The 23,472-nt window shown below is 32.4% G+C and carries 15 protein-coding genes; 9 read left to right on the forward strand and 6 right to left on the reverse strand.

Annotated features, from left to right (window positions below; all coding sequences use genetic code 11):
• Nucleotides 1–2: 2 nt before the first annotated feature.
• The 4 genes from B0I03_RS01405 to B0I03_RS01420 form a co-directional block, all read right to left on the reverse strand.
• On the reverse strand, nt 3–536 hold the full coding sequence (locus tag B0I03_RS01405; protein WP_111565698.1) for an RNA polymerase sigma factor: 534 nt from the start codon (nt 534–536) through the stop codon (nt 3–5).
• 125 nt (nt 537–661) lie between these two features.
• On the reverse strand, nt 662–1,357 hold the full coding sequence (locus B0I03_RS01410; protein ID WP_111565699.1) for an ABC transporter ATP-binding protein: 696 nt from the start codon (nt 1,355–1,357) through the stop codon (nt 662–664).
• 20 nt (nt 1,358–1,377) lie between these two features.
• Nucleotides 1,378–2,841 (reverse strand): DUF5687 family protein, encoded by a 1,464-nt coding sequence (locus B0I03_RS01415; protein ID WP_111565700.1) that lies wholly within the window; start codon nt 2,839–2,841, stop codon nt 1,378–1,380.
• Between the two features lie 50 nt (nt 2,842–2,891).
• Nucleotides 2,892–3,713: a DUF6929 family protein gene (locus B0I03_RS01420; protein WP_111565701.1), complete on the reverse strand. Its 822-nt coding sequence runs from the start codon at nt 3,711–3,713 to the stop codon at nt 2,892–2,894.
• An 85-nt stretch (nt 3,714–3,798) separates the two neighbouring features.
• On the opposite strand from B0I03_RS01420, the gene B0I03_RS01425 reads away from it, so the two are divergent.
• From B0I03_RS01425 to secA, 4 genes are all read left to right on the forward strand, one after another.
• On the forward strand, nt 3,799–4,677 hold the full coding sequence (locus tag B0I03_RS01425; protein ID WP_111565702.1) for a PPK2 family polyphosphate kinase: 879 nt from the start codon (nt 3,799–3,801) through the stop codon (nt 4,675–4,677).
• A 46-nt stretch (nt 4,678–4,723) separates the two neighbouring features.
• On the forward strand, nt 4,724–5,293 hold the full coding sequence (locus B0I03_RS01430; RefSeq protein ID WP_026724585.1) for a cob(I)yrinic acid a,c-diamide adenosyltransferase: 570 nt from the start codon (nt 4,724–4,726) through the stop codon (nt 5,291–5,293).
• Nucleotides 5,294–5,460: 167 nt separating this feature from the next.
• On the forward strand, nt 5,461–5,682 hold the full coding sequence (locus tag B0I03_RS01435; RefSeq protein ID WP_002986941.1) for a DUF2795 domain-containing protein: 222 nt from the start codon (nt 5,461–5,463) through the stop codon (nt 5,680–5,682).
• Between the two features lie 88 nt (nt 5,683–5,770).
• Nucleotides 5,771–9,118, forward strand: coding sequence for a preprotein translocase subunit SecA (gene secA / locus B0I03_RS01440; protein ID WP_111565703.1), 3,348 nt, complete (start codon nt 5,771–5,773; stop codon nt 9,116–9,118).
• A 74-nt stretch (nt 9,119–9,192) separates the two neighbouring features.
• Here secA and B0I03_RS01445 read toward each other — a convergent pair whose 3' ends face one another.
• On the reverse strand, nt 9,193–10,389 hold the full coding sequence (locus B0I03_RS01445; protein ID WP_111565704.1) for an LETM1-related biofilm-associated protein: 1,197 nt from the start codon (nt 10,387–10,389) through the stop codon (nt 9,193–9,195).
• Between the two features lies 1 nt (nt 10,390).
• Nucleotides 10,391–13,180 carry an excinuclease ABC subunit UvrA gene (uvrA, locus tag B0I03_RS01450; protein ID WP_111565705.1) on the reverse strand — a complete coding sequence of 930 codons (2,790 nt, stop codon included), beginning with the start codon at nt 13,178–13,180 and terminating at the stop codon, nt 10,391–10,393.
• 344 nt (nt 13,181–13,524) lie between these two features.
• On the opposite strand from uvrA, the gene B0I03_RS01455 reads away from it, so the two are divergent.
• From B0I03_RS01455 to B0I03_RS01475, 5 genes are all read left to right on the forward strand, one after another.
• The gene (locus B0I03_RS01455; protein ID WP_111565706.1) at nt 13,525–14,871 is read left to right on the forward strand and encodes a T9SS type A sorting domain-containing protein; all 1,347 of its coding nucleotides are present in this window, start codon (nt 13,525–13,527) and stop codon (nt 14,869–14,871) included.
• Nucleotides 14,872–14,980: 109 nt separating this feature from the next.
• Nucleotides 14,981–17,791 (forward strand): helix-turn-helix and ligand-binding sensor domain-containing protein, encoded by a 2,811-nt coding sequence (locus B0I03_RS01460; RefSeq protein WP_111565707.1) that lies wholly within the window; start codon nt 14,981–14,983, stop codon nt 17,789–17,791.
• A gap of 265 nt (nt 17,792–18,056) precedes the next feature.
• Complete coding sequence (locus B0I03_RS01465) at nt 18,057–21,179, forward strand: glycoside hydrolase 5 family protein (protein WP_111565949.1); 3,123 nt, start codon at nt 18,057–18,059, stop codon at nt 21,177–21,179.
• An 18-nt stretch (nt 21,180–21,197) separates the two neighbouring features.
• Entirely contained in the window at nt 21,198–22,613 is a 1,416-nt protein-coding gene (locus tag B0I03_RS01470) for an Ig-like domain-containing protein (protein WP_111565708.1), read from the forward strand.
• A gap of 34 nt (nt 22,614–22,647) precedes the next feature.
• The gene (locus B0I03_RS01475; RefSeq protein WP_111565709.1) at nt 22,648–23,460 is read left to right on the forward strand and encodes a glycoside hydrolase family 16 protein; all 813 of its coding nucleotides are present in this window, start codon (nt 22,648–22,650) and stop codon (nt 23,458–23,460) included.
• Nucleotides 23,461–23,472: the final 12 nt, after the last annotated feature.

Below are 23,472 nucleotides of genomic sequence, written 5' to 3' on the forward strand. Positions count from 1 at the left end.
AACTATTTTGCTTTTTGATAATAAAAAGTTCTTACCAATTCTTTTAATTTACTTTTCGCTGCATTCAATTGCGATTTCGATGTCCCTTCACTGATGCCAAGTTGTTCTGCAATTTCTTTGTGCGAATAACCTTCAATCACAAACAAATTAAAAATCGTTTGGCATCCATCGGGAATATATTGAAGTAAATTGAGCAAATCTTCTTCTTCTAAATCGGTGACTTCATCGGCTAAGGGTTGCGAATTGTAACTCACATCTTCCAAATACAAATTAAAGTTGATGTTCTTTTTAATTTGTAATAAGCAATTGTTCACCGTTATTTTTCGCGCCCAAGCTTCAAAAGCTAAGTCTTCTTTTAGTTGTTCTATTTTTGTGAATATGGTAAAAAATGCATCGGCCAATACTTCTTCTATTTCTTCCTCCTTTTTTAAATACCGTTTACACAAACGATAGAGTTTGGGTGCCATAATTTCATACACCATGCGTTGCGCTTCGCGGTGTTGTTTTCGGCAGCCTTGTATGTATTTTACATCCATTGGTAAACTTGCTTTTTTATATAGAGCAGAAAAGTTGGCAAAAGGTTGGGACGACTTTAAATTATTTTCAAAAAAAATCGCAAGCGATTAAACTTGCGATTATAAAAGTATAAAATAATACAGTGTTATACGGCGAAAAACGCTTCTAATTCTTTCAATGTTTCTTCCGAAGTATTGATGTCTTTAACCACTTCACCTTTATTTAAAGCTACAATTCGATTACAAACTTCTACAGTGTGTAATAAATCGTGACTTGAAATTAAAACGGTAACATCTGGATTTTCGGCTAATTCTTTTACAATTTTCTTTAATCGGTTTACCGTTGTTGGATCTAAATTTGCAAATGGTTCATCTAAAATAACCACTTCTGGATTTCCAATTAAAGTAGCAATAATACCCACTTTCTTCATGTTTCCTTTCGATAAATCGCGAAGATATTTTTTGGTGTTTAGAATTTCGTTATTAAAAAATTCTTCATATTTTTTTAGTAAAGCGTCAACATCTGCTTTATTTTGCCCTCGTAATTCACCAATAAAATAAAAATATTCTTCAGCAGTTAAATAACCAATTAAGAAACTTTCATCTAAAAAGGCACCAGTAAAATTTTTCCAATTTTCACTTGTATTTACTACAACATTATGATTGATAATTCCACCAGTAGTTGGTTCGATTAAATCTAATAATAAACTAAAAAAAGTTGTTTTTCCAGCACCATTATTTCCTACTAGACCAAAACTTTGTCCCTTAGGAATTTCTAATTCTTGAATATTTAAAACTGTGGTAGCGTTATATTTTTTTGTAAGATTGTTTACTTGTATCATGATAATTTATTGGATTTAAATTAATTTTTTTGTTTGTAAGCTACAATAGCATTGTATTTTTCTTTCTGAAAAATGTTTTCAATAATCAAGAAGATTCTCGATTTGAAAAGCAATCCAAGTATTCCGAAGCAAGCAATTAAACTAATTCCGATGTAAAAATTGTCTGCTAAAAGTCCAACACCAAATAATAAAATTGGAATAATCATTTGAGGCAAAGAGAATAACAAGGTTTTGAAATTAAAAGCTTTTTTATCTCCAAAAGCTCCTTTTGCAGACTCTAAGTCAATAGCAGTTCTAGTATACGCACCGGTTAATAAAACTAAAAATGAATTAAACCCAATATTATATATTCCAGTTGCTAAAATTGTGATATAAACTTCCCATCCAAAATAAATGTAAAATGAAGCTAAAAACATACTAATTGCTGTTCCAATGACCATTAACCACCATTTAGAATTCAAATATTCTTTGTACGAAATGCTTTGTGTCATCATTAATTGATAATAAGAACTATCCCAACTTGGAACAAACTGTCCAAAATTAATTAGGAATCCACCTGTAACAAAAACTGCTGCAAATGCTTGCATTACACCGCCTTTGTATATGTCTTGAGTGAAGAATATCAAACCATAAAACAAGAAAAAGAAACTCATGTATAAAGTTGTTTTTGCTCGTTTATTTCGCATTAATAGTTTGATGTCGTTTTTTAAGAAAGTTCCTAAAGTTCCAAATTGATTCAACCAAGTTAAGTCGTTTGATGTAGCTAAATTCTTTTTAATATGTAATCTTTCATCTAACGTTAAATCTTTTTTGAAGAAATTAAACGTGAAATAATAGATGATTATTAAGGTAGAAATTGGGAGTAAAACCATCCAAGCATGCTCATACAGACCTTGAAAGAAAGGTTGTGTATAAATAGTAATATCAAATAAATTATAATATTGAGAAGCTATTAATCCAACAATAATTGCAGCTACAATTCCGAAGATAACATCTTTATTGTTGATTAAAATGTTTAAGAAATTGATGAATAATATTACTGTCAAAATTCCTAAATGCCAAGTAATTACGCCCAATACACTATAGCCGTTTATCAGTAAAATAATACTAAATGGAATAAAAAAGAAAGCATGTGTAGTATTGAAATAGTTTAAAACAGTTTTGCCTAAAGAAAAATGTACGATTGTGTTTTTCTTTATAGGTAAAACTAACAACGGTCTAATCGTTAATGTTGGAATTTTTTGAAAAAAATAACGCATCATCATATCGGCAAAAAGATAATAAATCATAAACTTATTTACCGTTTGTAAAGGTTCTAAGCCTACTTTTTTTAATCCATAAAAGGCTCCAATTCCCATAAAAACAAACATTGCAGCAAAATATAAGGATATTAGCGCCATGAAAATCTTAAAAGCCAAATTGGTTTTAAACGATGCAGACCGAACAAAAGATTTCCATTCGAGAGTAAGAAAATGCTTAATCATAATTTTTTTGATTTCTTATTTGTAGTATTTTCTTATCAAACGTTACGAATTTATTTCTGAAAATTCAATTTATAAATTTCTGCTTCTAAATTCTCGGTATCATTGTCTTCACAAAGTAAAAACTCCAATTCATTTTCTGTTTCATTATAGATTGTAATACCTTCAAATTTCTGATGTTCCGATAATAACTGAACGTCAATAATTTCAAATGTTGGTGCATGCATAACGCCTAAAATGGTTCCTAAAACTTCCCCATCTTCATAAGTAGATGTTGTGTTTTCGGCGCAAGCCAAGAAATAAATTTTATCGTTAACTAAAATCGCATCAGTAAAAGTAGTTTCAATATCATCTAACGTTGGTAGTGAAATCGGTACAAATCGAATGCCGTCTTCTTGGTTATTTGGAATAATAAAAATACCATTTCGACTGTTTTTTGAATTTCCTCTTTGAAACAATAACATCGTTTGATGCGCATAAATTGCGCCTTCAATGTTTAATTGGTCATCAGTAAACGAACCAACTGTTTTTAGTTTTCCATATAAAGCACTTAAATCCTGAGTTTGCAAAGCATCAGTTCCCAAATCTAAAGTAAACATGGTATTACGTTTTTGAGTTGAACCCGAACCTAACATTATTAACTGATTTCCATGTTGCGTGATGCTTTCTAAATCTGGCTTTTCAGCTTTTTCTATGTTTTCTCTCGCTTCTTTTACCAATGGGAATTTCAGTAATAGCTTTTTTGAAATGTCATATTGGTACAAAAAATTACTCGAATCAGAAATAATAAATAAAACATTTTGCGTGTACAACAACCCAGATGGCGCTGCAATACCTTTTATAGTGAAGAGATTTGTAAGTTTGAAATTTTCCATATTTTTACCGATAACTTTATGAAGTTTTTAAGTCAGAAATTGCTCATAAAAGTACTATTTTTACATTTATTAAAAAGCAATAGAAATGGAAAACATAAATATTGAAGATTTTAAAGTAAAATCAACTATCAAATTAGCCGATTTTGCTACAAAATTAGACATCGATACCGACAAAGACCAAGAAGAATTGGCTTTAGATAAAATCCAGAAAAAATTATCAAAAAAGCAAGATGCCATGTACGCTCACAATCGTCATGCGTTCTTAATTTGCTTACAAGGAATGGATACGAGCGGAAAAGATAGTTTAATTCGTGAGGTTTTCAAGGAATTTAATCCGCGTGGAGTAGTGGTGCATAGTTTTAAAACACCCAATTCTACCGAATTAGAGCACGATTATTTATGGCGTCATTATTTGGCTTTGCCCGAAAAAGGAAAATTCGCTGTTTTCAATCGTACGCATTATGAAAATGTGTTGGTAACAAGGGTTCATCCTGAATATATTTTGTTTGAAAACTTGCCAGGAATTGAAAAAGTGGAAGACATTACACCTCAATTTTGGGAAAATCGAATGGAACAAATGGTGAATTTTGAAAAACATATTTCGCAAAATGGAACTAAAATTTTGAAGTTCTATTTTCACATGAGTAAAGACGAACAACGTGAACGTTTATTAAAACGACTTGAAAATCCAGAAGACAATTGGAAATTCAGTACAGGTGATTTAAAAGAACGCGAACGTTGGGATGATTACATGAAATATTACGAAGAAGCCATCAATAAAACATCAACTGATTTTGCACCTTGGTACATAATTCCAGCCGATGACAAAGGTGTTGCGAGATACATTGTAGCCAAAACCATTTGGGAAGAGATGGAAAAACTAACCGATATTACAGAACCCGAATTAGATCCAAAAGTAAAAGCGAATATTGAAGAATATAGAAAACAATTAAAAAAAATGTAGAGACAAGTCATGACTTGTCTATCTAATGTTAAAATTATAAAGTATAATGAAAGTATACACAAAAACTGGCGACACAGGAACCACAGCATTATTTGGAGGAACGCGTGTGCCAAAACATCACATACGAATCGAAAGTTATGGAACAGTTGATGAACTAAATTCCCACATCGGATTAATTCGCGATCAAGACATGAGCGATTTGTACAAAAAAGTGTTAATCGAAGTCCAAGATAGATTATTTACTGTCGGAGCTATTTTAGCAACGCCACCAGAAAAAGAAACCTTGAAAAACGGTCAACCACGCTTGCAAAACCTTGGAATTGTGGAATCGGATATCGAATTTTTGGAAAACGAAATCGATACCATGGAAGAAGCATTACCTCCAATGACACATTTTGTTTTGCCAGGTGGACATACAACCGTGTCATATTGTCATATAGCACGTTGCGTATGCCGTAGAGCCGAGCGTTTAGCAGTACATTTGAATGACATAGAGCCTACAGATGAGCGTGTAATTAAGTACCTAAACCGACTTTCTGACTATCTTTTTGTGTTGGCACGAAAGTTGTCCCATGATTTGAACGCTGATGAAGTGCAATGGATTCCTAGAAAATAGTGTTCAGTAATCAGTTTTAAGTGTTCATTATGCCTGAAAACAATGATTAAAAGTCATGTTTTGAGTACTTAAAAAAAAACGTTCTTAAATTTTAATAAAAAAAGTAAAAAAAAACTTGCCTTATTGGGTAATAAATTTATTTTTGCATAAACTTAAATCGATAAAAGATGTATTGGACATTAGAATTAGCGTCATACTTAAGTGATGCGCCTTGGCCAGCAACCAAAGATGAACTTATCGACTATGCTATTAGAACTGGAGCTCCATTAGAAGTAGTGGAAAACTTACAGTCTATAGAAGACGAAGGAGAAATCTATGAATCAATGGAAGAGATTTGGCCTGATTATCCTACTGACGAAGATTATCTTTGGAATGAGGATGAATATTAAAAAATAAATAAACACAACAGAAACAAGTCTCTTTACTGAGACTTTTTTTGTGGTTATATTTGCAAACCTATTTAGAAAATAAAAAATTATGAGTATCATAAATTCCATATTGAAAGCTTTTGTGGGAGACAAATCGGAGAAAGATGTAAAAGCGATTCAACCACTTATTAACAAAGTAAAATCTTTTGAGAGTGCTTTACAAGCATTATCTCATGATGAATTGCGTGCTAAAACTGCCGAATTTAAAGCTAAGATTCAAAGCGCTCGTGCTGAAAAAGATGCTAAAATTGCTTCTTTAAAGCAAGATGCAGAGCAAACACAAGATATCGATGCTCGTGAAGATATTTATGCTGAAATCGATAAAATCGAGAAAGAAGCTTATGAAATTTCTGAGAAAGTATTAAACGAAATTCTTCCAGAAGCGTTTGCAGTTGTAAAAGAAACAGCACGTCGTTTTAAAGAAAACACTTCAATTACAGTTACTGCAACTCCAAAAGATAGAGAGTTATCAGCAACTAAATCGTATATCGCGATTGAAGGTGATAACGCTACTTGGGCAAACTCTTGGAATGCTGCAGGAAAAGCCATCACTTGGGATATGATTCACTACGACGTTCAGTTGATTGGTGGAGTTGTATTGCATCAAGGTAAAATTGCCGAAATGCAAACTGGAGAAGGAAAAACATTAGTAGCAACATTGCCTTTATATTTAAATGCATTAACTGGAAACGGAGTGCATTTAGTAACAGTGAATGACTACTTAGCTAAACGTGATAGTACGTGGAAAGCACCATTGTTTGAGTTCCACGGAATGACAGTTGATTGTATCGATAATCACCAGCCGAATTCTCCAGAAAGAAGAAAAGCTTACAATGCTGATATTACTTATGGAACAAATAACGAATTTGGTTTCGATTATTTGAGAGATAATATGGCACATGCTCCAGAAGATTTGGTACAACGTAAACACAATTATGCAATTGTCGATGAGGTTGACTCGGTTTTAATTGATGATGCTAGAACACCATTAATTATTTCTGGACCAGTTCCGCAAGGAGATCGTCATGAGTTTAATGAGTTAAAACCTAAAGTTGAAAACTTAGTAACCTTACAACGTAAATTAGCTACGGATTGTTTAACAGAAGCAAAACGTTTATTCAAAGAAGGTAATAATAAAGATGCTGGATTTAACTTATTACGTTCGTACAGAGCGTTACCAAAAAGTAAAGCCTTAATCAAATTCTTATCGGAAGAAGGAGTAAAACAATTACTTCAAAAAACCGAGAATCAATACATGCAAGATAACAACAGAGAAATGCCAAAAATTGATGAGGCATTATACTTTGTTATTGAAGAAAAAAATAATCAAGTTGAGTTAACAGATAACGGAATCCAATTTTTATCAACGGATACGGATGCTCAATTCTTCGTTTTACCAGATATTGGAACAGGAATCGCTCAAATTGAAAAAGAAAATTTAGAGCCAGAAGTTGCAGCAGAGCGTAAAGAAGAATTATTCCGTGATTTCTCAGTAAAATCGGAACGTATTCACACGTTAACGCAGTTGTTAAAAGCTTACACTTTATTTGAAAAAGATACCGAATACGTTATCATGGACAATAAAGTAATGATTGTAGATGAGCAAACAGGACGTATTATGGATGGTCGTCGTTACTCAGATGGTTTACACCAAGCAATCGAAGCTAAAGAAAATGTAAAAATCGAAGCCGCTACTCAAACATTTGCAACCGTTACATTACAGAATTATTTCCGTATGTACAGCAAATTAGGAGGGATGACAGGAACTGCGTCAACAGAAGCAGGTGAGTTCTGGGAAATCTACAAATTAGACGTTGTGGAAATTCCAACCAACCGTCCAATGGCTCGTAAAGATAAAGACGATTTAATTTACAGAACGGTTCGTGAAAAATTCAACGCGGTTATCGAAGATGTAGTACAATTATCAAATGCAGGAAGACCTGTCTTGATTGGAACAACATCGGTAGAGATTTCGGAATTATTAAGCCGAATGTTAAAAATTAGAGGTATTCAACACAATGTATTGAATGCTAAAATGCACAAAAGCGAAGCAGAAATTGTAGCAGAAGCAGGAAAACCTGGAGTAGTTACAATCGCAACGAATATGGCAGGTCGTGGTACCGATATTAAATTATCTGACGAAGTGAAAAAAGCAGGTGGTTTGGCAATTATCGGAACAGAACGTCACGATTCGCGTCGTGTTGACCGTCAGTTAAGAGGTCGTGCAGGTCGTCAAGGAGATGTGGGTAGTTCACAATTCTATGTTTCTTTGGAGGATAACTTAATGCGTTTGTTCGGTTCAGAAAGAGTAGCTAAAGTGATGGATAAAATTGGTCTAAAAGAAGGTGAAGTAATTCAACATTCTATGATGACAAAATCTATCGAAAGAGCTCAGAAAAAAGTAGAAGAAAATAACTTTGGAGTTCGTAAACGTTTGTTAGAATATGACGATGTAATGAATGCACAAAGAGAAGTAGTATACAAAAGAAGACGTCACGCTTTACACGGAGAACGTTTGAAAGTGGATATTGCGAACATGATGTACGATACTTGCGAATTAGTAGTAGAACAAAACAAGTTGGCAGAAGATTTCAAAAACTTCGAATTTGAATTGATTCGTTATTTTTCAATCAGTGCTCCAGTTACACCATCTGAATTTGCAAAATTATCAGCTAGAGAAATTACGGGTAAAACATACAAAGCGGTTTTAGCTCATTACGAAGAAAAAATCGCTAGAGATGCTCGCGAAGCATATCCAATTATCAAGAATGTATACGAAAATAATAATGGTCAGTACCAAAGAATCATTGTGCCTTTCACTGATGGAATAAAATCATTAAATGTGGTTACCGATTTAGAAAAAGCATATAATTCAGAAGGTCGTTCGTTAGTAGCAGATTTCGAGAAAAACATCACATTAGCAATTGTGGATGAGGCTTGGAAAAAACACTTACGTAAAATGGACGAGTTGAAACAATCGGTTCAATTAGCGGTTCACGAACAAAAAGATCCATTATTGATTTACAAATTCGAAGCATTCAACTTGTTCAAGAAAATGATTGACGATGTAAATAAAGAAGTAATTTCGTTCTTGTTCAAAGGTGATTTGCCACATCGTAATGAAAACATTCAAGAGGCAAGACAAGAAACACGTCAAGAGCAATATACTGAAACAAAAGAGGATTTAGACTCACCAGCTTCAGAAGCTAAAAAAGCAGGAGAAATGGCTAGTCAGAGACCTCAAGTAACGGAAACAATTACAAGAGAGATGCCAAAAATTAATCGTAATGACACCGTTACTATCAAACACGTAATGAGTGGAAAAAGCGAAACCATGAAATACAAAAAAGCAGAAAGCATGATTGCTTCTGGTGAATGGGTTTTGGTGAACGAATAATCGAAAATCATAAATAAGTGAATCCTCAATTACATAAGTAGTTGGGGATTTTCTTTTGATATTAATCAAAAAAGTTAATCATCCAAATTCTCATTAAAAGCCGAAGGTAATAATTGTGGTATAAATTTTATTAAAATAGGTAATAACAAGCCACCACCAGGAAGTAAAAAGATAGTCAACGATGGCACTGTTTTACAGATGTCGAGCAACTGTTTTTTTACTTTCTTTTTTTCTTCTTTGCTCAAATCTTTTCGGGTTGATTTGGCTAAAAGTTGCATTAATTCGCCACTTTCTTTGATTTCCTTAGTTAATCGGTCTTTGTTGCGAATGATAAGTTTGGTTACATTTTTATTGGCTTGGTCATAAAAATGTTTTATCGGATTTGAATAATTAAAAAACGGAATTTCCGATTTGTATTTTTCGATAAAATCATTTATTTCTTTAGTGCTTTTTTCAAGCAAATCAGATTCTAATTCTAATTCCGAACTCAACTGTTTTAAGAAATTACCTTCATTAGTTTCTAATTTTTCATCGCTCCAAAGCGCCATTTGAGCAATATCCAACAAATACAATCTTTCCAATAACGAAGTATGTCGCATCAATTTGATTTCCGATAATTCAATGTTTTCAATAGTATTGAATTTGGTATAACGAATCGAATTTTCGAATAATTTTACCAATAATTCATCGTATTTTGATTTTCGTTCTTTGATTTTTAAAGCTAACGAAACAATTTTAATACAATCGGATTCTACATTTTTTAAATAGTCTGACGGTAACGTTTCATTTTTTAAATAATGTTCAAATGCCAAAACATCAATAAATAAAAGCGCATTAGTAATTATGTGCGAAAAATTCTTGCTAATTGTATTGTTATTCGTTTGAATTCGGTCGTCAATAACTTTTTCTAAACGCGAACTATATGAACCTTCTGGAAGCAATTTTTTGATAAAATTCAGGTTTTCAGGCTGAATAATCTTGTAAAATTGGTAAACCGAATTAATGAAATCTTCTTTCGTTCCGTTTGATTTTTCAATACGATATAATGAAAAAAGCGTGTTTAAGAACCCAACTTTCGTCACTTCATCATACGACCATTTAGTCGTATTTATTTGATTTTTAAGTTGGTAATGAACCACATAACCATAAATAAAACCTGTTGCTCTACAATCTTCATAAAAAGACAAAGTGTCACCTTGAAAATCAATGAAATTGTCATTGTTTTCAGTAAAAAACTTGTCAATCCAACCGTTTGCAGATGGGTTTATCATGTTATAGCTTCTCTTTTAAGTATTTTCCTGTAACTGAATTTTTATTTTTAGCTACTTCTTCTGGTGTTCCGAAAGCTACTAATTTTCCTCCATTTTCGCCACCTTCTGGACCAATATCTAAAATATAATCGGCACATTTGATTAAATCTAAATTATGCTCAATTACAATTATTGAATGTCCTTTTTCCAATAAAGCATCAAACGAAGCTAATAATTTTTTAATGTCGTGAAAATGCAATCCTGTTGTAGGTTCGTCAAAAACAAATAAGGCTTTGTCTTTAATTGTTCCTTTAACTAAAAACGAAGCTAATTTAATACGTTGTGCTTCACCACCAGAAAGGGTAGAAGAGGATTGTCCAAGTTGTACATAACCCAAACCAACGTCTTGTAAAGGTTGTAATTTTTGGGTGATTTTTGTCTGCTTTTGTTCGGTAAAGAACTGTAAAGCTTCGTCAATGGTCATTTTTAAAATGTCGTCGATGTTTTTGTTTTCGAAAGTAACTTCTAAAACTTCTTTTTTGAAACGTTTTCCGTTACAAGCTTCACATTCTAAATGAACATCCGCCATAAATTGCATTTCGATAGTTACTTCGCCATCACCTTTACAAACTTCACATCTTCCGCCATCAACGTTGAAAGAGAAATGTTTAGCTTGATAATTTCGTAGTTTAGAAACGTTTTGTTTTGCAAATAAATCTCGAATATCATCATAAGCTTTGATATACGTAACCGGATTCGAACGCGAACTTCTTCCAATCGGATTTTGATCTACGTATTCGATATGTTTGATGTGAGAAAAACTTCCGGCTAATTCTGTAAATTGACCCGCTTTTTCTCCAACTCCTTCTAATTTTTTTTGAATGGCAGGAAATAAAATTTTCTTTACCAATGTACTTTTTCCACTTCCCGAAACACCTGTAATTACAGTCAAACATTCTAGAGGGAAAGTAAAATTTTCATTCTTTAAGTTATTTTCTCTCGCGCCAATAACTTCGATATGATTTTTGAATTTTCTTCTGGTTTTTGGAACCGAAATATCTTCTTTTCCATTCAAATATTTAGCGGTTAATGAATCCGCTTTCAGAATTTCATCATACGTTCCTTGAGCCACCAATTCTCCACCATGCGTTCCGGCTTCTGGACCAATATCGATGATCATATCGGCAGCTTTCATAATGTCTTCGTCGTGTTCAACTACAATTACAGTATTGCCTAAATCACGTAAATCTTTCAATACTTCGATTAATCTTTCGGTATCTTTTGGATGTAAACCGATGCTTGGTTCGTCTAAAATATACATTGAACCGACCAAACTGCTTCCTAAAGAAGTCGCTAAGTTAATTCGTTGCGATTCACCACCAGAAAGCGAATTTGAGTTACGATTTAACGTCAAATAACTCAAACCCACATTGAATAAAAAGTCTAAACGATTGTTGATTTCTATTAACAAACGCTTCGCTACTTTAGCGTCGTATTCGTTTAATTCTAATTTTTTGAAGAACTCAATTAAGTTTACGATTGATAAATCCACCAAATCTGAAATCGTTTTTCCGCCAACTTTGATGAAATTTGCTTCGTAGCGTAAGCGTTTTCCTTTACAAGTGGTACATTTTGTTTTACCTCTATATCTCGAAAGTAAAACGCGGTTTTGAATTTTATAGTTTTTCTCTTCAAGTTCAGAAAAGAAATCATGCAATCCAGTGAAATATGAATTTCCATCCCAAATCAGTTGTTTTTGTTCGTCTGAAAGTTCGAAAAAGGGTTTATGAATAGGAAAATCAAATTTATAAGCATTGTTTACCAATTGGTCGCGATACCAACCCATACTTTCGCCACGCCAAGGAAAAACAGCATTTTCATAAACAGATAAAGCGGTATTTGGAATTACTAAATCTTCGTCAATTCCGATAACACTTCCGTAGCCTTCGCAAGTTGGACAAGCTCCGTAAGGATTATTAAAACTGAACAAATGAATATTTGGTTCTAAAAAAGTAATCCCATCTAATTCAAAATTAGAACTGAATTCCAAACGTTTTTGTGAGTCGACTTCTTGTAAATAACAAACACCTTTTCCTTCGTAAAAAGCAGTTTGAACGGCATCTGCTAAACGATTATAGAATTCTTCTTCGTCTTTAACAACAATTCGGTCAACAATTAGAAGAATGTCTTTGTTATCTAATTGATGTTGGTCGATTGTATCCAAACGCACCATTTCGTTATCTACTAAAATACGAGCAAAACCTTGCTGTAATAAAACTTTTAGTTTGTCTTCTAAAGCTCGACCTTCTTCTAAATGAATTGGAGCAAGCAGCAACCATTTGCTATCAATTGGAAATGTTTTGATGTCATTAATCACATCAGAAACCGTATCTTTTTTAACTTCTTTACCAGAAATAGGCGAGTAGGTTTTTCCAATTCGGGCAAAAAGTAGTTTTAAATAATCGTATATTTCTGTAGAAGTTCCTACAGTTGAGCGAGCATTGCTAGTATTTACTTTTTGTTCAATGGCGATTGCAGGTGCAATTCCTTTGATATATTCAACTTTTGGTTTGTCTAATCTTCCTAAAAACTGACGGGCATAAGATGATAAACTTTCTACATATCGGCGTTGTCCTTCTGCATAAAGTGTATCAAAAGCCAAACTCGATTTTCCTGAACCAGATAAACCGGTAATAACTACCAATTTGTTTCTTGGAATAGCAACATCTAAATTTTTAAGGTTGTGCAATTGTGCTCCTTTAATTAAAATGTTTTTTTTAGGCTCTAAGGTAGAAAAATCAGGTTGTGTCATGGTTGTTTTTAAAAGATTTGCAAAGATAATTAATCTAATTTAAGTTAGAGTTAATCTTTTATTCCATTTTATTTTTTTAAAAAATTAAATACTTGTTTTATCCTTGTAATGAGGTGTTATTTTGAAAAATATACCTATACATTAACTATACATATTGACTTTTTTTATGTTTAAATTAATTGTAAATAATTGATTATCATTATTTTATAATAAATATTTTTATCTTTCTTTAATTGATTAAAAATTAGTTATGTATAGTTTGTATATATCAAATAAAAATTGTGTATGAATTTTATCAATTAATTTTACGATTAATAAATTTTAACTAAATAAAATTGAATATTATGAAAAAAATTACTTTCTTTTTATCATTAATGTTTTGTTCACTTAGCTTCTCTCAAAATTTGGTGACCAATGGTGATTTTCAAACGGGTGCTTCAACACCTTGGTATGGTAATGCTGCAAATGTAGTTGATCTTGGTGCTTCAAATTTTGTAAATCAAGCAAATGTTTTAGCTGCAGGTAATCCTTATGATGTAAACTTAAGTCAAAACATCAATTTGACAAGTGGATTAACATACGAATTAACTTTTACCGCATTTACTGATGCAACAACATCATCAAGAAACATTATTGTTGGTTTAGGACAAAATAATGCACCATGGGCTGCTTTAACTTCGACTACAGCTTTGACTGCTACACCACAGACTTTTTCGTATCAATATACAATCAATTATGGAGATGCTGTTGCAGATAGAGTTATTTTTGATTTAGGTGCAGCTACAGGTTTCGTATTTATTGATAATGTTTCAGTTGTTCAGGTGGTAAATACATGTTCAAATGGAATTCAGGATGGAACTGAAACTGGAATTGATTGTGGTGGTTCATGTGCTCCTTGTATTGTATCTCCTACTGTTGCTGCTCCAACACCTCCAGCTAGACCTTCTGCTGATGTAGTTTCTATTTATAGTGATGCTTATACCAATATTGCATTTGATAATTTCGACGCAGGATGGTGCGGTGGAGCTGCTTCTACTCAAGTTCAAATTGCAGGAAATAATACATTAAGAAAGAATACAGGTGTGGTTTGTCAAGGTATAGATTTTCAATCTAACAGACAAAACCTAACAGATTTCACTCATATTCACTTTGATTTTTACATTACTGATACTGATTTAACTGGTGATGTTTTTAATGTGAAATTAGTTCATTTTAATGGAACAGGTGGCGAAGTATCTGCTTTAGAAGTAAATATTAATGGTGGAACAACTCCTCAATTAGTAGCTAATCAATGGGTTTCTGTTGATGTGCCAATTACTGCTTTAGGTGGTGTAGTTGCAGGTAATTTAAATAGAAGTGATATTGCTCAAATAGGTATTACAACTGCTATGGTTGATAATGTTTGGTATGATAACATCTATTTACATAAAAATACAGTTTTATCTTCAGAAAGCTTCAATGTATCTAAAGTTAAATTGTATCCAAACCCAACATCAAATATTTTAAATGTTGAATCAGCTGGTAATATTCAAAATATTGCAGTTTACAATGTTTTAGGTCAAGAAGTATTAAATAGAGCAACTAATGGAACTTTTGTTAATTTAGATGTTTCAAATTTAAATGTTGGTATCTATGTAATTAAAACTATGATTGACGGAAACGTTTCTTCAACAAAGTTTATTAAAGAGTAATTTTATCATAAATACTACCTTAAAGACTGTCAGCAATGGCAGTCTTTTTTTTAAATCATTTTTTTATAAAAGTAATATTACATACCTTTAGTTTCTAATTACATTTAAAATGCAATTTTCAAAAAATCTATTCAAGCTTTTATTATTCATATCTTCAGTTTATTGTGTTGGGCAACAATTGCCACCAATTGTTAAGTATTCCAAGGATATTTACAATGCAGGTATTCAAAATTGGATGATTTCTCAAGATAATCATCGGTTTATGTATTTTGCTAATAATGAAGGGTTGCTAGAATTTAACGGCTCTAAATGGATTTTAAATCCTTCTCCTAATGAGACAATTATTCGTTCCGTTAAGTGTATAAACGATAAAATTTACACGGGTTCTTTTATGGAATTTGGCTATTGGCAACGTGCTTTAGATGGACAATTAGCATACACTTCTCTCAGTAATTCAATTAGAAATAAAATTAATGATGATGAGCAGTTTTGGGGTATTTTTCCTTTTGACAATTGGATACTTTTTCAATCGTTAGAAAAAATTTATGCATACAATACCAAAACAAAATCTTTTACGATTGTTGACCCCAAAAGCACTATTCTAAAAGCATTTAAAACATCTAATGGAATTTATTTTCAAACAGCAAAAGGGTTGTATGAAATAGATCAAGGCAAAAGCAAGTTGTTTTTGAGTAACGAAATAATTAATCAAAATAAGGTGATTAATATTTTAGATACAGCTGAAGGATTACTTTTAGTGACGCAAAAACAAGGGATTTTTAGATACCAAAATAGCATTTTAACAAGATTTATTACAAATATTGATGCTGAAATTCAGCAAAGTAATATCTACAGTAGTCAAGTATTGTCAGATGAAAGTATCGCTTTAGGTTCTATCTCAAATGGGATTTTTATTTTATCCAAAGAAGGAAAATTAATTTATCATATTACTCAAAACTCAGGATTAAGCAACAACACAGCACTTTCTCTTTTTGAAGATGCTGATAAAAATTTATGGATTGGATTAGATAATGGTATTAATTGTATTAATCTTAAATCACCTGTAAAAAGTTACCTAGATAATACTGGAATTTTAGGAACTACTTATGCATCAATAACTCATAACAATAAATTATATATTGGAACGAATCAAGGCTTGTTTTGTAAAGATTTGAATTCGTCTTCTAAGTTTGAATTTGTTCAAAACACGAAAGGACAAGTTTGGAATTTGTATTCCTATCAAAACACGCTTTTTTGCGGACATGATTCTGGAACTTTTATCGTAAATGGAAGTAGTGCCAATTTAATTTACAATGCTTCGGGAACATGGAAATTTGTTCCATCGTCTCAAGGAAGTAATCTTCTTTTGCAAGGAAATTACAATGGAATTTCAGTTTTAGAAAAGAAGAATAATAATTGGGTTTTCAGAAATAAAATCAAAGGATTCAATTATTCTTCAAAGCATTTTGAAATTTTAAATGAAAAAGAAATTTATGTAAGTCATGAATACAAAGGAGTTTACCGATTTACAGTTGATAATCAACTCACAACAGCTTCCAATGTTTTTAAATTTAAATCACCTGAAAAAGGTAAAAATGCCACTTTAGCTAAGTATAACAACCAAATTTATTATGCATCTAAAGCTGGCGTGTTTAAGATGAACAACGCTTCAAAAGCCTTTGAAAAAGACAATTCATTGAGTACAATGTTTCAAAATGATGAGTATGTAACAGGGAAAATGATTGTAGATAAGTCGAATAAATTGTGGTTTTTTACCAAAAACTATATTCATTACTATTCATCAGGAAAATTATCTTCAGAATTAAAGAAAAGTAGCTTGCCAATTCCTTCGTCTTTGACTAATTCAATGCCAGGATATGAAAACATTCTTCAATTAGGCGATGACAATTACTTAATTGGAACAACGGATGGTTATTATGTTTTAAAGAATAACGACTTCAAATTTAATAATTACAAAGTTTCAATTTTCGGAATTACTAACAATACAGTAAATACCAAATCGGCAAACGTTTCTATTGCTGAAGAAGGTAGTTTTGGTTACGACGAAAATAATTTAGCTTTTTACTATGCTGTTCCAGAGTTTGATAAGTATATCAATGCTGAATATCAATACAAATTAGAAGGATTACATGACGATTGGAGTGATTGGTCTTTTAATTCACAAGTAGTTTTTGAAAATTTACCTGCTGGTGATTATATTTTCAGTGTTCGAGCAAAAGTGGCTAATTCTATCACTGAGAATGTGGCAACATACAAATTTGAGATTAATAAGCCTTGGTACGCTAATAATTTTGCAGTTATAATCTACATTATCCTTTTAATAGTTTTAGGTTATTATATTCATAAGTTTTACACACTTTATCACGAAAAGAGACATCAAAGAATCATTGCTGAAAATAATATTCTCTTAGAACTAAAAGAGTTGGAAAACGAGCAGCAAATCATGAAAATTAAAAACGAACAGTTAGTTCAAGATGTAGATAAGAAAAATAAAGAATTGGCGGTTACCAATATGAATTTGATTAAAAAGACCGAACTTCTTAACATCATTAAAGCCGATTTAAAAAACTCAACCGATAGCTCAACAAATAGAAGCATTAAATCGGTAATCTCTACGATTAACAAGAATGTTAAAGAAGAAAATACTTGGAACATTTTCAAAGAAGCTTTTGACAGTGCTGATAACAATTTCTTGAAGAAAGTAAAAGAGAATCACCCAACCTTAACACCAAACGATTTGCGCCTTTGTGCTTATTTACGATTGAATTTATCATCTAAAGAAATAGCACCTTTACTTAATATTTCAGTTAGAAGTATTGAAATAAAGCGATATCGTTTGCGTAAAAAAATGAATCTTCCTCATGAAACAGGACTTGTAGAGTATTTATTGGCAATTTAAGCACCTTACAAAGGACAGTTTTTACCTATACATCACCTCATCATTTCATATTTAGCTAATGTTTTAAAGAGATATTAAAAACTTTTTTCATTAGTTAAACCAATGTTTTATTGCCTTTTTACTAGGTTTCTTATTTCTTTTTTGTGATGTATGTTTTTTGTTGAGGTTAATTTTGTTAAAAATGTAATAATTACTAATTATTTTTATGAAATCATTAGTGAATTCAATTTTATATAATATTAATTATTTTAAATCCATACAACAAATGAGAAAAATTATTTTGTCATTAATCTTTTGTTACTCCTTTACTATGTATGCTCAAACAGAGAAAGTAGTAATCGAAAATAACGATTCTGGAATGAAGCTTAAAGTCGATGGTAAAGATTTTATGGTCAACGGAATGAACTGGGATTATTTTCCAATAGGTACTAACTATTCCTACAGTCTATGGAATCAATCAGATGACTTCATTCGTCAAGCTTTAGATGACGAAATGGGATTGCTTCAAAATATGGGTGTGAATACTATCCGTGTTTATTCAGGTATTCCAAAAAAATGGATTGAATATATCTACACTAACTATGGTATTTATACGATGTTAAATCATTCTTTCGGTCGTTATGGATTAACAATTGATGGTGTATGGAAACCAAATACAGAATATTCAGATGCCAAAACAAGAGAACTTCTTCTTAAAGAAGTAACACAAATGGCTTTAGAATATAAAGATACTAAAGGGCTTCTTTTATTTCTTTTAGGAAATGAGAATAACTACGGTTTATTTTGGGATGGAGCCGAAACAGAAAATATTCCAATTCAAGATAGAAAATCAACAGCGAGAGCACGTTCTATGTATAAATTGTTCAATGAGGCAGCTGTAGCAATGAAAGCCATAGATTCAAATCATCCAATGGCAATTTGTAATGGAGATTTACTTTTTCTTGACATAATTGCTCAAGAATGTAAAGATGTTGACATCTTTGGAACAAATGTATACCGTGGTGTTTCTTTTGGAGATTTGTTTGAGAGAGTTAAGAAAGAGTATGGAAAACCAGTTTTATTCACAGAATTTGGTGCTGATGCTTTCAATGTTTTAACGAATCAAGAAGATCAAAATGCGCAAGCATTTTATTTAAAAGGAAATTGGAAAGAAATCTATGAAAATGCTTCAGGATTAGGAAAATCTGGTAACTCAATTGGAGGATTTACATTTCAATTTAGCGATGGTTGGTGGAAATACGGGCAAACTAAAAATTTAGATGTTCACGATTCAAATGCTTCTTGGTCAAATGGTGGTTATCAAAAAGATTTCACTGAAGGTCAAAACAACATGAATGAAGAATGGTTTGGAATCTGTGCAAAAGGTCCAACCAATGAAAAAGGACATTATCAATTATATCCAAGAGCAGCTTATTATGTTTTAAAAGACATACATAAATTAAATCCGTTTAAAGAAGGAATCAATAATCAAGTTGTAACTACTCATTTTGGTGAAGCTAATTTAATGGATGCTGCTTTAAGAGCAAGAGGTGATAAAGCTGCTTTATCTGCAAATGATGGTGGAATCATTAAATTAAGCAATCTTAGAGCAGAATTTACAACATTTAATACAGGTGGAAGTTTAATTACAACACCAAAATCGGATGATCCAGATACCAACGGATATCCAAATAAATTAGGTTTCGATCACATGCAATCGTATTTTATTGGAGTGGAAGGAAACCCTTCAGCCAATATGAAAGCCAATGTGAATTTCAATATTTTAGGTCATGTTGCTGAAAATCCAATTAATGAGATTTTCTATGAAAATAGAGGTAGAGCACAAACTGTCTTAACAAATGAAGGCGAGGTTTTATCTACAGATGTAAATAGAGTTCAAATTTACAATGCATCCTACAAATGGACAGCAAAAGACTTTGAATTAAGAGGATTCTACAGAACAGGTCACTACCACTGGGGTTATGAAGGCGATTTCTTCGGCCTATATCCAGAAGCAAATTACGGTCCAAACTTAGACATCTACAATGGAGAAACTCTAGGTTTTGAAGTAGATGGTAGAGGAAGTTTAGACGGACTAAAGGCGGCTTTTGGACCTCAATTATGGTGGGGAGCCAATCCAGCTTACTTATTAAAATACAATACAAAATTCGGGAAATTTAATTTTGCTACTGTGTATCATGAAGATATTAACCAAGCAGAAGTTTCTGAATCGGTTTCATCAATTGCATTTCCAATACCAAAAACAAGAAGAGCTACAGTTTATCTTCAAACTAAATTAGGAAATTTAGGAATTGAATTAGGAGGTATTTGGGCAGGTCAGCCTTTAAATGGTAGAGAATTCCAAATGATGGATGGCGATGTTGTAAAAGTTGATAAAATAAATAATAAAGATAATTGGGGAGGAAAAGCAAAACTTACTTTTTCTAAAGGAAAATTCAACGCATACACGCAAGGAGCTATTCATGGTTTAGTTGCAAACGGAGGTGCAGATAATACCCAAACGTTTACAGGTTGGAGATTGAAAGATACAGGAAGTGGAAACCAAATGAATTTTTTAGCTGGTTTTACTTATAATGTAAATTCTAATTTACAAATTGCACCAAACTTCTTATGGCAAAAACCTTTAGTAGAAGCAATGCCAAATGGTGTTGATGCTCCAGGAAGATTAAGAAATATTTTAGATGACCCATTTATCGTAAGAGCTAACCGTGAAACTGTTGGTGGTGAGTTATTATTAACATACGATCCTACACCAGGAACTTGGATGTACGAATGGAACAATGATGTAGTAGAAGATGCAAAATTTGCATTCAGTACAGGATTTGTTTACCGTCATTTACCAACAACTATGGATGCTGCAATCGGATTTTTATCGAATAGATCTTCTTTTGCATTTGAGCGTTCGGCGCCAGCAAAAGATTTGTGGGAATCAAACACAAGAATTGTTTCAAAAATTTCAACTGATTTAGGAATTATAGCTAATCTATATTTTGGTAACGGTCAAGCTAATGGAGATTCAGAAAGAACAATCAACAGAGCTGGTGGAGATGTAAGAGCCATTTACAAAAAGGTAAAAGTAGTTTCTTCTCTTAAATTCAACGATTGGGGACCTTTCGATTACCATAGAGATTTTAACTTAACTTATCCAGTTCAGAGTTCAATTGATATTTCAACTTCTGTTGGAAAACCTAATTGGTTCATTTTACCAGATACACGAATTGGAATCATGGGAATTTGGCGTTCATTAGACCAATATTCTCCAAGATATTCACCAACTGCAGTTCTAGAAAACACATTCCCACCAGAACCAGTCACAAGTCCTGTTGGTTTTGGAAACGGTTCAGAATGGGAAATTAGAACATACATTCACATTAATATTGGAAAATAATAAAAAAAAATTGAAGATATGAAAAACTCAAAGTTTAATTTTTTAGCAAGTTTTTTACTTCTAGGAGTGATGAGTATTATCTCAACTAGTTGTGAGAGAGAATTATCTGATGATGCTACCGAAGCAACTTTTCCTAAAATTGCCGAAATATTCACAGATGATTTTGTAGCCATGGGATCTAATTTTTACTTCCCTTATGGTGGCTCAAAAGCTACAGCTTGGTCTGTAGATAGAGAGGAAGGTTATAATAGTAATGCCTCAATGCGATTTGATGTGCCCAATGTAACTGATCCAGAAGGAAATTATGCAGGTGCTATTTTTAGAATGGATGGAGCAGGTCGTAATTTAACAGAATTTGATGCCTTAACTTTTTACATAAAAGCATCTCAAGGTGTAACTATTGCCGAGTTAGGTTTTGGTGAAGATTTTTTAGAAAACAAATATATGGCTACAATAACTAATGTTAGTGTAGGAACCAATTGGTCTAAGGTAATTATTCCAATTCCAGATGCATCAAAACTTTTACAAGAAAGAGGAATGTTCCGTTATGCAGCAGGAACACAAGGTACGGGTGGAATGGGTTATACGTTTTGGATTGATGATCTAAAATTTGAGAAGTTGGGAACAATCAGAACCATTGGAGCATCAATTATGAACGGAAACAATGTATCGGTAAATACTTTCGTAGGGGTAAATTCTAATATAACCGGAATTATTTCAACGTTTAATTTACCAAATGGGCAAAATCAAATTGTAAATTTAAGTACAGCTTATTTTGAGTTTTCTTCATCTAATCCTACAGTTGCTACTGTTGATTCTAATGGTTTAGTTAGTTCATTAAGTGCAGGAACATCAGTAATTACTGGAACAATTAATGGAGTTCAAGCTACTGGTAGTTTAACTATCAATTGTCAAGGAAACTTTGTGCATGCTCCAACTCCAACAAGAAGTCAAGCAAATGTGATTTCAATTTTTTCTGATGAATATAACAATATCCCAGTTAATTACTACAACGGATATTGGCAACCTTGGCAAACCACAGTTTCAAGTGATTTTACTGTTAATGGTGATAATATTTTAAATTATACGGTTTTCAATTTTGTAGGTATAGAATTCAGCGCACCAACTGTAAATGCAACCTCTATGACACATTTCCACATGGATGCTTTCATTCCAGGAACAATTGCTCCAGGGAGACAATTAAGAGTAATTGTGGTTGATTTTGGTGCTGATGGTGCTTTTGGCGGTGGCGATGATACAAGACACTCTACAACATTTACAGCTCCATTTTTAGTATCACAAAATTGGATGTCAATTGATATACCTTTCTCAGCTATGCCAGGTTTAGCAAGTAGAAGTAATGTTGCACAAATTATTCTTGAAGGTGGTGATAATTCTGTAATTTATGTAGATAATGTTTATTTCTACAATTAATGTCATCAAGTAATTAAATATAAAAGAAACCATTATGATTATAAAATATAATACGATAAAAACTTTAGTATTTTCAACATTATTGTTAGCAATTATGGGATGTTCCACAGATGAAAAACAAACGGTTACCACTATGAATAATCTTGTGTTTCAAGATGAATTTAATGAAAACGGTGCGCCAAATAGTGCTTATTGGAGTTACAACATTGGAACAGGAAGCAATGGTTGGGGTAACAACGAATTGCAATATTATACAGACCGTCCCCAAAATGTCGTTGTAGAAGACGGAATGCTAAAAATTACAGCTAGAAGAGAATTGTACATGGGGTCTAATTATACTTCAGCTAGAATTTTAACTAAAGGAAAAGTAGAACAAAAATATGGTAGAATTGAAGCTAGAATCAAATTGCCATTAGGTCGTGGATTATGGCCAGCATTTTGGATGTTAGGTGCGAATTCAGATACTGTTACTTGGCCACAATGTGGGGAAATTGATATTATGGAATACTTAGGTAGTAATCCAACTACAGTTTTAGGAACAGTTCATGGTCCAGGTTATTCAGCAGGCGAATCGATTTCTAAAAGTTACACTTTACCTAATAGCCGATTTGATACTGATTTTCACATTTTTGGAATTGAGTGGGGAGAAGATTACATCAATTATTACATCGATGATGTGTTGTACAATCAAATAACTCCAGAAGATGTCCCAGGCGAATGGGTTTTCAACCAACCTTTTTACATCATTTTAAATATGGCTGTGGGCGGAAATTTGCCAGGTTCACCAAATACTGAAACTGCTTTCCCTCAAACAATGCTAGTTGATTACGTAAGAATTTACCAATAAGATAAAGAATAT

This window comes from Flavobacterium aquaticum (assembly GCF_003259835.1).
In the GTDB taxonomy this organism is placed as follows: domain Bacteria; phylum Bacteroidota; class Bacteroidia; order Flavobacteriales; family Flavobacteriaceae; genus Flavobacterium; species Flavobacterium aquaticum.

What these genes read in the sequence shown, in the direction of transcription:
- B0I03_RS01430 (WP_026724585.1), top strand. Translation starts at nt 4,724, where the DNA reads ATGAAAGTATACACAAAAACTGGCGACACAGGAACCACAGCATTATTT.
- B0I03_RS01455 (WP_111565706.1), top strand. Translation starts at nt 13,525, where the DNA reads ATGAAAAAAATTACTTTCTTTTTATCATTAATGTTTTGTTCACTTAGC.
- B0I03_RS01405 (WP_111565698.1), bottom strand. Translation starts at nt 536, where the DNA reads ATGGATGTAAAATACATACAAGGCTGCCGAAAACAACACCGCGAAGCG.
- B0I03_RS01465 (WP_111565949.1), top strand. Translation starts at nt 18,057, where the DNA reads ATGAGAAAAATTATTTTGTCATTAATCTTTTGTTACTCCTTTACTATG.
- uvrA (WP_111565705.1), bottom strand. Translation starts at nt 13,180, where the DNA reads ATGACACAACCTGATTTTTCTACCTTAGAGCCTAAAAAAAACATTTTA.
- B0I03_RS01435 (WP_002986941.1), top strand. Translation starts at nt 5,461, where the DNA reads ATGTATTGGACATTAGAATTAGCGTCATACTTAAGTGATGCGCCTTGG.
- B0I03_RS01410 (WP_111565699.1), bottom strand. Translation starts at nt 1,357, where the DNA reads ATGATACAAGTAAACAATCTTACAAAAAAATATAACGCTACCACAGTT.
- B0I03_RS01425 (WP_111565702.1), top strand. Translation starts at nt 3,799, where the DNA reads ATGGAAAACATAAATATTGAAGATTTTAAAGTAAAATCAACTATCAAA.
- B0I03_RS01420 (WP_111565701.1), bottom strand. Translation starts at nt 3,713, where the DNA reads ATGGAAAATTTCAAACTTACAAATCTCTTCACTATAAAAGGTATTGCA.
- B0I03_RS01445 (WP_111565704.1), bottom strand. Translation starts at nt 10,389, where the DNA reads ATGATAAACCCATCTGCAAACGGTTGGATTGACAAGTTTTTTACTGAA.
- secA (WP_111565703.1), top strand. Translation starts at nt 5,771, where the DNA reads ATGAGTATCATAAATTCCATATTGAAAGCTTTTGTGGGAGACAAATCG.
- B0I03_RS01470 (WP_111565708.1), top strand. Translation starts at nt 21,198, where the DNA reads ATGAAAAACTCAAAGTTTAATTTTTTAGCAAGTTTTTTACTTCTAGGA.
- B0I03_RS01475 (WP_111565709.1), top strand. Translation starts at nt 22,648, where the DNA reads ATGATTATAAAATATAATACGATAAAAACTTTAGTATTTTCAACATTA.
- B0I03_RS01460 (WP_111565707.1), top strand. Translation starts at nt 14,981, where the DNA reads ATGCAATTTTCAAAAAATCTATTCAAGCTTTTATTATTCATATCTTCA.
- B0I03_RS01415 (WP_111565700.1), bottom strand. Translation starts at nt 2,841, where the DNA reads ATGATTAAGCATTTTCTTACTCTCGAATGGAAATCTTTTGTTCGGTCT.